At 77.4% G+C, this 8163-nt stretch carries 4 protein-coding genes; all 4 read right to left on the bottom strand.

The features are described from left to right. Positions 1-899 (bottom strand): serine/threonine-protein kinase (locus ETD96_RS36160; RefSeq protein WP_138640972.1); only part of this gene is annotated, 899 nt, incomplete at its 3' end. Positions 900-968: 69 nt separating this feature from the next. Then, the gene (locus tag ETD96_RS36155) at positions 969-4280 is read right to left on the bottom strand and encodes a hypothetical protein (protein WP_138640971.1); all 3312 of its coding nucleotides are present in this window, start codon (positions 4278-4280) and stop codon (positions 969-971) included. Between the two features lie 33 nt (positions 4281-4313). Continuing rightward, positions 4314-7385 carry a coiled-coil domain-containing protein gene (locus ETD96_RS36150; RefSeq protein WP_240808484.1) on the bottom strand — a complete coding sequence of 1024 codons (3072 nt, stop codon included), beginning with the start codon at positions 7383-7385 and terminating at the stop codon, positions 4314-4316. After that, a complete protein-coding gene (locus ETD96_RS36145) occupies positions 7382-8026 on the bottom strand; it encodes a DprA-like winged helix domain-containing protein (protein WP_138640970.1) in 645 nt (214 codons plus the stop codon). Before ETD96_RS36145 ends, ETD96_RS36150 begins: the two co-directional genes overlap by 4 nt. Positions 8027-8163 lie beyond the last annotated feature (137 nt).

The following is an 8163-nucleotide window of genomic DNA, read 5'->3' as shown; positions in this document are numbered from 1 at the left end:
GGCGGAAGCTTCAGATTTGTATAAGAGACAAGGCCGGCCGCGGCGAGCGGGAACAGGGCGGCGAGGGCCGCCGCGGCCACGGCCAGGGCGCGCACGCCGCGCTGCTCCCAGTCCCGCCCGTACGACTCGACGGCGATGCGGTCGAGCTCGGCCACGAACTGCGCCGCGCCCGGCGGGCGGTAGGCGGGGTCCTTGGCCATCCCCTGGAGCACGAGGGTGCGCAGCGGCTCGGGGACGTCGTCCGCCGGGACGGGCGCGGCGGCGTGCTGGCCCATCAGCGCCGCCCGGTCGTCGGCGCGGTAGGGCCGCTCGCCGGTCACGCACTCGTAGAAGACGCAGGTCGCGGCGTAGACGTCGGTGGCCGGGGTGGCGGGTTCGCCGCGCCACTGCTCGGGCGCCATGTACACCGGGGTGCCGGACCGGTCGCCCTCGCCCGTCCACACGGCGATGCCGAAGTCGATGAGCTTGCTGAGCCCGTCCGCGCGGACGACGACGTTGGCGGGCTTGTAGTCGCGGTGGACGACCCCGGCCGCGTGCGCGGCGGCCAGCCCGCGCAGCGACCCCTTCAGCACCAGCAGGGCCGCCTCCGGCCCGAGGGCGCCGTGCTCGGCGAGCACCCGCTTCAGCGAGACGCCCTCGACCGCCTCCATGATGAGCGCCGTGCCGTGCTCGTGCTCCACGAGCCGGTAGAGCCGCGCCACGTGCGGGTCGTCGACCCGGCCGAGCATCTGCGCCTCGTGGCGGAACGCGTCCTTGGCCGCCGGGTCGGCGCCGGCGGGCAGGTACTTGATCGCGACGGGGGTGCCGGTCCGGGCGTGCCGGGCCAGCGCCACCCGGCCCTGCGCCCCGCGGCCGAGCTCGCGCACCTCGTCGAACTCCGAAACGCGCCATTGCGCCACGGGGCACCTCTTTCCAGTCCGTCCCTGAACGTTCCAGTCATGTGACGCGGCGGAACCGGGGATGGTTGGTCACTCTTTCGACACGAGGATGCCACGCGCGGTGAAGGCCACGTCGGGGTCCGGATGCGCGCGCAGGGCGCGCAGGACGTCCCGCCATTCGGGCGGCCAGCCCGCGCGCGGGCCGTGCCGCCCGGCGAGCGCGCACGCGAACAGGCCGCCCGCCGGGTCGCCGCGCCCGGCGAGCCGCTCCGCGTGCGGATGCACCTCGGCGGGGTCGGGGAGACCGGCGCGCGGGCCGTCCGCGAGGGCCTCGGCCACCCGCTGGACGGCGAGGACGGGGACGCCCGCGCAGGAGTCGGCGAGCGCGTCCACGGCCGGGTCGTCCCAGTGCACGGTCGCGGCCGTCAGCTCCCGCGCCAGCTGCGCGGGAAGCCGCTCCGTGACCGCCCGCAGGACGGGTCCGGCGCCGTCGCGGCGGTTCGCGGCGGCGCGCCGGAGCGCGTCGGCCAGCGCCGCCAGCCGCTGCTCGGCCGGGAGGTCCCGCTCGGGCTCGGCGTTCGCGGCGTCACAGGCTTCTGCCAGTGTCGCGGCGGCGTCCGCGAGCGCGTCCGTTCCGGTGCCGCCCACCGCGCAGCCGACCAGCGTGAACAGCGCGGTGCGCCAGCGGCGCGTCTCGCCGAGGTCGGTGAGGACGGCCGCGAGCCGCGCCGGGATCTCCGGCGCCCACTGCGCCCACCGGCCCAGCGCCGTCAGCGCCGCGTCGGACGCCTCCGGGTCGGGGGAGCGCGCCACCCGCACGACGAGCGCGGCGTAGTCGGCGCGGAACGCCCCCTCGATCTCGTACGGCCACGCGCCGAGCACCTGGCGGGCGAGGTCGCGCGGCCCGGCCGCCGCCTCGGCGAGGATCCGCCGGGCGGCCGGGTCGGACATGTGCGCCCGGGCGGCGGACGCGATCGCCGCGCGCACGTCCCGGTGCTGGCCGGGGTCGTCCCAGGCGGCGGCGACGACGTCCAGCGCCTCCGGCACGCGGGTGCGCAGCAGGATCCGCAGCGCCTCCTTCCGCGCGGTGATCTTGCCGCCGGTCAGGACCGGGCGCAGCAGCGCCGCCAGCGCCGACGGCCGGACGAACCGCGCCGCGCGCCCGGCCGCGTAGACGGCCACGTGCGCGTCGTCGGACGAGGCGAGCGCGAGCAGGTCGGGCAGGACGTCCTGCGGGCGGGCGGTCCACGGCGCGGCGGTCAGCGCGGCCCGGCGCAGGCGGGCGTCGTCCGCCGCCAGGTACGGGCGGAGCCGCGCGGCGTCCACCCCCGGGACCTGCGCGATGGCCGCGACCGCGCGGGCCCGGCCGGCGTCCGGGAGCCGCGCGTCGCCCGCGACCCGGTCGAGGAGGCGCAGGTAGGCGGCGTGCTGCCGGGCCGTCCACCCGCGCGTCCAGCGCGGCTCCACCCACGGGACGTAGGTGACGTCGCCGCGCCGGAACCGCCCCTCGGGCGTGGACTCCGAGAGGACGAGGTGCAGCAGGTCGGTCCGCTCCGCCGCGACCGCCGCGAGCACCGGCGGGAGCCCGACCGTGGAGGGGTCCCCGGCGACGACGCGCTCCACCCGCTCGCCGCGCGTCGCGGGCGGCTCCAGCCAGCCCGCGACGGCCTCGCGGATCACCCGGTCGTCGCGGGCGCCGAGGGCCTTCTCCAGCGCGTCCTGGAGCGCCGGGACGCCGTGCGCGCGGCGCCCGAGCGCCCGGACGAGCATCAGCGCGAGCCCGTGGTCGTCGCGGCGCGCGCCCTCGTCGAGCAGCGGGGCGAGCCGCTCGACGAGCCGGTGCTCCTGCCCGCGCCGCAGCACCCGGTCCAGCCGGCCGAGCGGGACGAGGGAGGAGCTGCCGATGACGCGCCTCAGCAACCCGATGCCCGTCGCCGTCAGCTCGGCGTCGTCGCGGAACGCGCCCTGCCGGAAGAACGCGGTGCCGAGCTGGACGAGCGTCAAGCGCGTCGCGTTGGAGCAGTCGCGGGCGTTCAGCGCGTCCTCGGCGAGCCGCTCGAAGGCCGCCGCGTGCTCGGCCCCCAGCGCCGCGCCGGGGACGGCCGCCAGCGCCCGCAGCGCGGCGACCCGCACCGGCTCCTGCTCGTTGCGCAGCCGCCCGAGGGACTCCAGCAGCGTGGACAGCACGGCCGGGTCGCGTTCGCGTCCGGCGCACGCGACGAGCAGCGCGTACCCGGCCGCGCGTTCGTCGGCGTCGGGCCGCCGGGTCGGCTCCTCCAGGACGGGCCGGGCCTCCGCGAACGGCAGGTAGGCCGACACGGCCTGCACCCGCTGCGGGTGCCCGGCGACCGCGCGGAGCCCCAGCATCCGGCGCGCCTCCCGGACCCGCACGGCGCGCGGCAGGACGTTCATCAGCGCGTCCCCGAGCTCGCGCGCCGCGAGGTCGACGCCGTCCATCGCGGCGTCGAACAGCGCGCCGCGCCGGGCCGGCGCCACCGCCGCCAGCAGCAGCCGCAGCGCGGACTCGTCCTCCCGGACGGCGCGCGCGACCGCGGCGAGGCCGTCCCCGCCGGCGCGGGCGAGCCGGTCCCGCATGGACCGCCGCCGGATCAGCGAGGCGAGCACCGTCCGGGTGCCGTCCGCCAGCAGCAGCCGCAGCGTCCGCTCCGGCTCGGCGTCCAGCAGCGCGCCGATCTGCGGCCGGAGCACGTGCGGCAGCCCGGCCGCGTGCCAGTGGTCCTCCAGGAGGCCGAGCACCCGGCCGGGGTCGTGCCGCACCACCGCCGCGATGCCCGGCCCGTTCCAGTGCCACCAGCTGGTGCGCGCGCCCGGCGTCAGCGCGGCGAGGTCCCGTTCGGCCTGGTCCAGGAAGGTCCCGGGGTGGGCGCCGCCCAGCGTGTGCGGGTTCGGGACGGCGTGCGCGAGCGGCCCGAGCCGCTCGGCCGCGCGCTCCGGGGTGCAGGCGGGCAGCAGCGCGGCGGCCTCGTCCGCGCCCCACCGCTCCAGGACCGGCCCGATGAGCGCGTCCGCGAGGTCGGCGCGGCGGTGCCGGCGCACCGCCCGGTACGTCGCGGACCTGACCGCCTGCGGGGCGTCCATGAGCCGCTCCGCGAGCGGTCCCGGCGCGGTCGCGTACCGCACCGCCAGCCGGGTCGCCCGCAGCGCGAGCACCGCGTCCGGGTCGCCGGTCGCCGCCACCAGGTGCGCGAGGGACGCCTCGTCCCGCACGGCGGACGCGATGGACAGCGCGGCCGACCGCTCGTAGTGGCCGCGCCCGCCCAGCTCGGCCAGCAGCGCGGCGAGCTCCGGCGCGCCTCGGGAGGCCCGCAGCGCCGCCAGGCGGCGGACGCGGGCGCGGTACGGGAGGGGCTCGATCTCGGCGAGCAGATCATCGGCGCGCATGACGCGCCATCGTGCCGGATCCACCGCCCGGGTTCACCCGCTTTTCGCCTCTTCGGGCACGGGCCGGGAGGCGGTGATCTGGTCGGCGAGCATCCGGACGCGGGCCTCGTGCTCGTCGTAGCCGACGACGACCGGCGGCTCGTTGTAGGGCATCGTGTCGGACGAGCGGCGCAGCTTCACGTACTGGCCGCACGCGTCGATCGCGTACGGCTCCATGTCGTCCTGCAGCGCCCCGATCACCGTGATGCCGTGCGTCTCGCCGATCTTGCGGAACAGCGCGACGGCCTCCTTGCGGTGCTCCTTGCCGAGGTTGCGCCCCAGCTCGTCCAGGACGAGGCAGAGCCGCCCGCCGCCGGAGCTGGCGAGCGCCGCCGCGCACACCAGCTTGACGGCCTTCTCGTCCATCAGCGCGGTGTTGGCGCGCCGGTTGTAGGGGACGTACCGCTGGCCGTCCGAGCGGCGCCACTTCGGCGTGACCCGCCACCGCCACTCCTGCTCGGGGTCGCCCGGCTGCTCCGGCGTCGGGAACTCCAGCGTCGCGCCATAGCCGCCGTAGCCGACGTCGAGCTTCTCGAACTCCTCCGCGACCCGCTGGAGGCGTGTGCGGATCGCGGCGGTCAGCGCGGTGCGGTGCGCCTCCGCCGCGCCCGCCGCCTCCGTCGCGCCCTTCTGCGCCTTGTCCAGGTCGGCGCGGCGCGCCGACAGCTGCACCTCGATCTGCCGCCGCTGGTGCCGCTCGTAGTCCTCCTGCCTGCGCAGATGCCCCTCCAGGGCCTGCGCGAGGCGGGCGAACGTGGCCTGCTCGCGGTCGGTGCGGCGGCCCTCGCCCTCGGCGCGCTCGCGCAGCAGGAACCGGATCTCCTCCGGCATGTCCTCGTCGGACGGGCCGTCCGGGAACACGCGGCGCAGCGCCTCCGACAGGTGCTTCTCGGCGGTGTGCCACCACTCGGCGGGCGTCCAGGTGGCCTCGTCGTCGTCGAGGCCCGACAGCCATTCGGTGGCGGCGTCGCGGGAGCCGCCCCAGTCCTTCTCCAGCGCGTCCAGGCCGAGCGCGGCCCGCTTGTCGGCCAGCTCGGACGACGCCCTGCGGATCCCGTCGCGTTCCTTCTCGCGGGCCTCCTTGCGCCCGCGCAGCCGGTCGATCTCCAGCGCGCGCGTGTCGGCCTTCGCCTGGAGCCGCCGCAGCGTCTGCTCCGCCGACCCGAGCCGCGGGCCCAGCCGGGCCTCGCCGCCCGCCAGCTCCTCAAGGGTCTCGCGCAGCTCCGCCATGCGCTCGCGGACGTCGTCCAGTTCCTCCGCCGCGCGCGCGCCGCTCAGCCGCCGGCCGGCGAGCGCCACGTCGGCGGCGGCGTCGGCCGTGGCCTGCCGCGCGTCGTCCAGCGCCTCGGTCGCGGCCTCCAGCGCCGTCCGGGCCGCCTGGACGCGGGCCACGCGGCCGGTGACGGGCTCGGCGAAGCCGCCGATGACGACCGTGCCGGTGCCGTCGCCGTCGAGCGCGGCGAAGAACCGCCCCAGCGCCTGCTCGCAGCGCACGCCCTCGGGCAGCCCCTCGCCGCCCGCCGGGACGATCATGGAGCCGGGCAGCGCGGCGAGGGCCGCGACGGCGCCGTCCAGGTCGTCCGCCGCGACGACGACGGCCTCCCGGTACGGCCACAGCGCGGCCTCCCAGCGCTCCCGGACGTCCTCGGCCAGCTCGACCGCGTCCAGCAGGCCGACCGCCGCGATGCCCCCCGCCGCCAGCGCGCGGATCTGCTCCGGAGCGCTGCTCTGCCCTGCCTCGGCCTCGGCCAGGGCGCGCTCCGCGCGCGCGACGGCGCCCTTGGCCATCCCGTACTCCTGCTGGGCCTCGTCGCGGCGCGCCTCGGCCTCCTTCAATTCGGCGCGCGCGGTGTCGGCGTCCCGGCCGTCGGCCTCCCGCTGCCGCTCCTCCAGCGCCGACACCTGCCGGCGCAGGTCGTCCATGCGGCCCCGGGCGACGGCCTTGTCCGCGCTGAGCTTGTCGGCCTGCCCCTTCAGCTCGGCGAGCGCCGCCTGCGCCTCCTGGACCTGCGCGTCCAGCGCGCCGCCGGTGAGCTGCTCGATCTCCCGCTCCGCGGCCTTCGCCGCCTCCGCCAGCTCCGCGCCCTCCCGGCCCAGCCGCTCCTGCTCGGCGGCGTGCGCGGCGTCGGCCTCCGCCGCGTCCACCAGCAGCCGTGCCCGCCGCGTCCGCCAGTGCCGCAGCGCCGCCGCCACCTCGTCCCGCGCGCGGTCGTGCCGGTCGAACGTCTTCAGCAGGCTCGCCGCCTCCCGCTCCCACTCGGCGAGCCGCTCGGCGGCCTCCGCCGCCTTCGCGCGCTCCCGGTGCTCGTCGGCGCGGGACTTGCGCTCGGCCTCCAGCTCCCGGTCCAGCCCCGTCAGCGCCGCGATCGCGCTGAAGATGCGCTCCGGGCTGATCTCGTTCAGCGGCTGCGACAGCAGGTTCGTCGCGACCTTCGACCGCACCGACGTCGACAGGAACGACACGCACCGGACCTGCCCCCCGTACAGGACGCGGGTCAGGTCCTTCGCGACCAGGTCGCGGCGCCCCGCGCTGCGGGGGAGGCCCGCCCACAGCCGGTCGGCGAGCGCCACCCGGTCGGCCTCGGACGGCGCCGACGCCAGGTACACGCCCTGCCGCCACCGGATCTCCAGGTGCGGCGCGTCCGCGTTGACCCGCAGCCACACCGTCACCGCCGGATCGTCCTCCACCGGCTCGGGGTGGTCGAAGACGCCGACGATGTACCCGTGGTCGGCGCTCGCCCACTGGCTGTCGCCCTGCGCCGCCAGCTCCGCGTTGAACAGCAGCTCCGCGACCGCCCGCGCGCCCGACGCGAACCGCCACTGCTCGTCCCCGAGCAGCGCCGTGATGGCCGCGATGAACGACGACTTGCCCGCGCCGTTGGAGTCCTTCGGCCCCTGCCCGGCCACCACGATCAGCGTCCCCGGCACGGTCGGCACCGGATGCGTCGACAGCCGGGAGATGTTCACCGCCTGCACGGCCACGAGCGTCCGGTCGCCGACCACGTTCCCGGTGTCGCGCGCGGCCGCCGCCGGTGCGGCCATCATCGGTTCGGTCCCGGCCGTCATGTGCTCTCCCCCCGTCCCCGCCGCCGCGCCCGGATCGCCGCGGCGAGCGGCGAGTCCGGCCCGGCGGCCAAGATCAGCTCTTCCTGAAGCCGGCGGCGCGCGGCGTCGGTCAGCCGGTGGAACTGCGCCCCCGGCACGAACCCCCCGGCGTCGTCCGGGCCCGCCTTCACCTGCGCCACCAGCCCCGCGAGCCGCAGCCGCCGCAGCGACGCCTCCAGCTCGGTGACCGGAAGCTGGGTGCGGCGGCGCAGCTCGTCCAGCGGCGTCGGATGCGGCGACAGCCACGAGTCGTCCGCCAGCAGCCCGGCCGCGCGCGGGATCGCCACCGAATGGATCAGCACCAGCGTCAGCACGGCCCGCTCCCGCACGCCCGGAACGCACGCGGGGTCCTCGGCGAGCGCCTTCGCGACCTCGTCCCGGTACCCGGAGATCCAGCGGGTCTGCTCCGACCGGATGAGCGTCCGCCCGTTCAGCGCGAGCATCTCCTCGACCGCCCGCCGCAGCGCCGGCTCCCGCAGCGCCGCGAACCGCACCTCCGCCACCGGCTCCGCCGCGTGCTCGACCGCCATGTACGCCGCCACGACCTCCGCGCGCCGCCGCTCGTCGAACGCCCGCAGCACACCCTCGAACAACCCGCTCATCCGTCGCCCTCCGGGGCGCCCGCGGGCTCCGCCTGTCTCTTAGACACATCTGACGCTGCCGACGACGGAGAGAGTGTAGATCTCGGGGGTGGCCGTATCATTAAAGAAAAGAAGAGGTTTGGGGAAGCTAAAAAGCG

This window comes from Actinomadura geliboluensis (assembly GCF_005889745.1).
Lineage (GTDB): Bacteria > Actinomycetota > Actinomycetes > Streptosporangiales > Streptosporangiaceae > Spirillospora > Spirillospora geliboluensis.
Note: the sequence above shows the minus strand (reverse complement) of the source record. Positions and strands in the feature narration are given on the sequence as shown.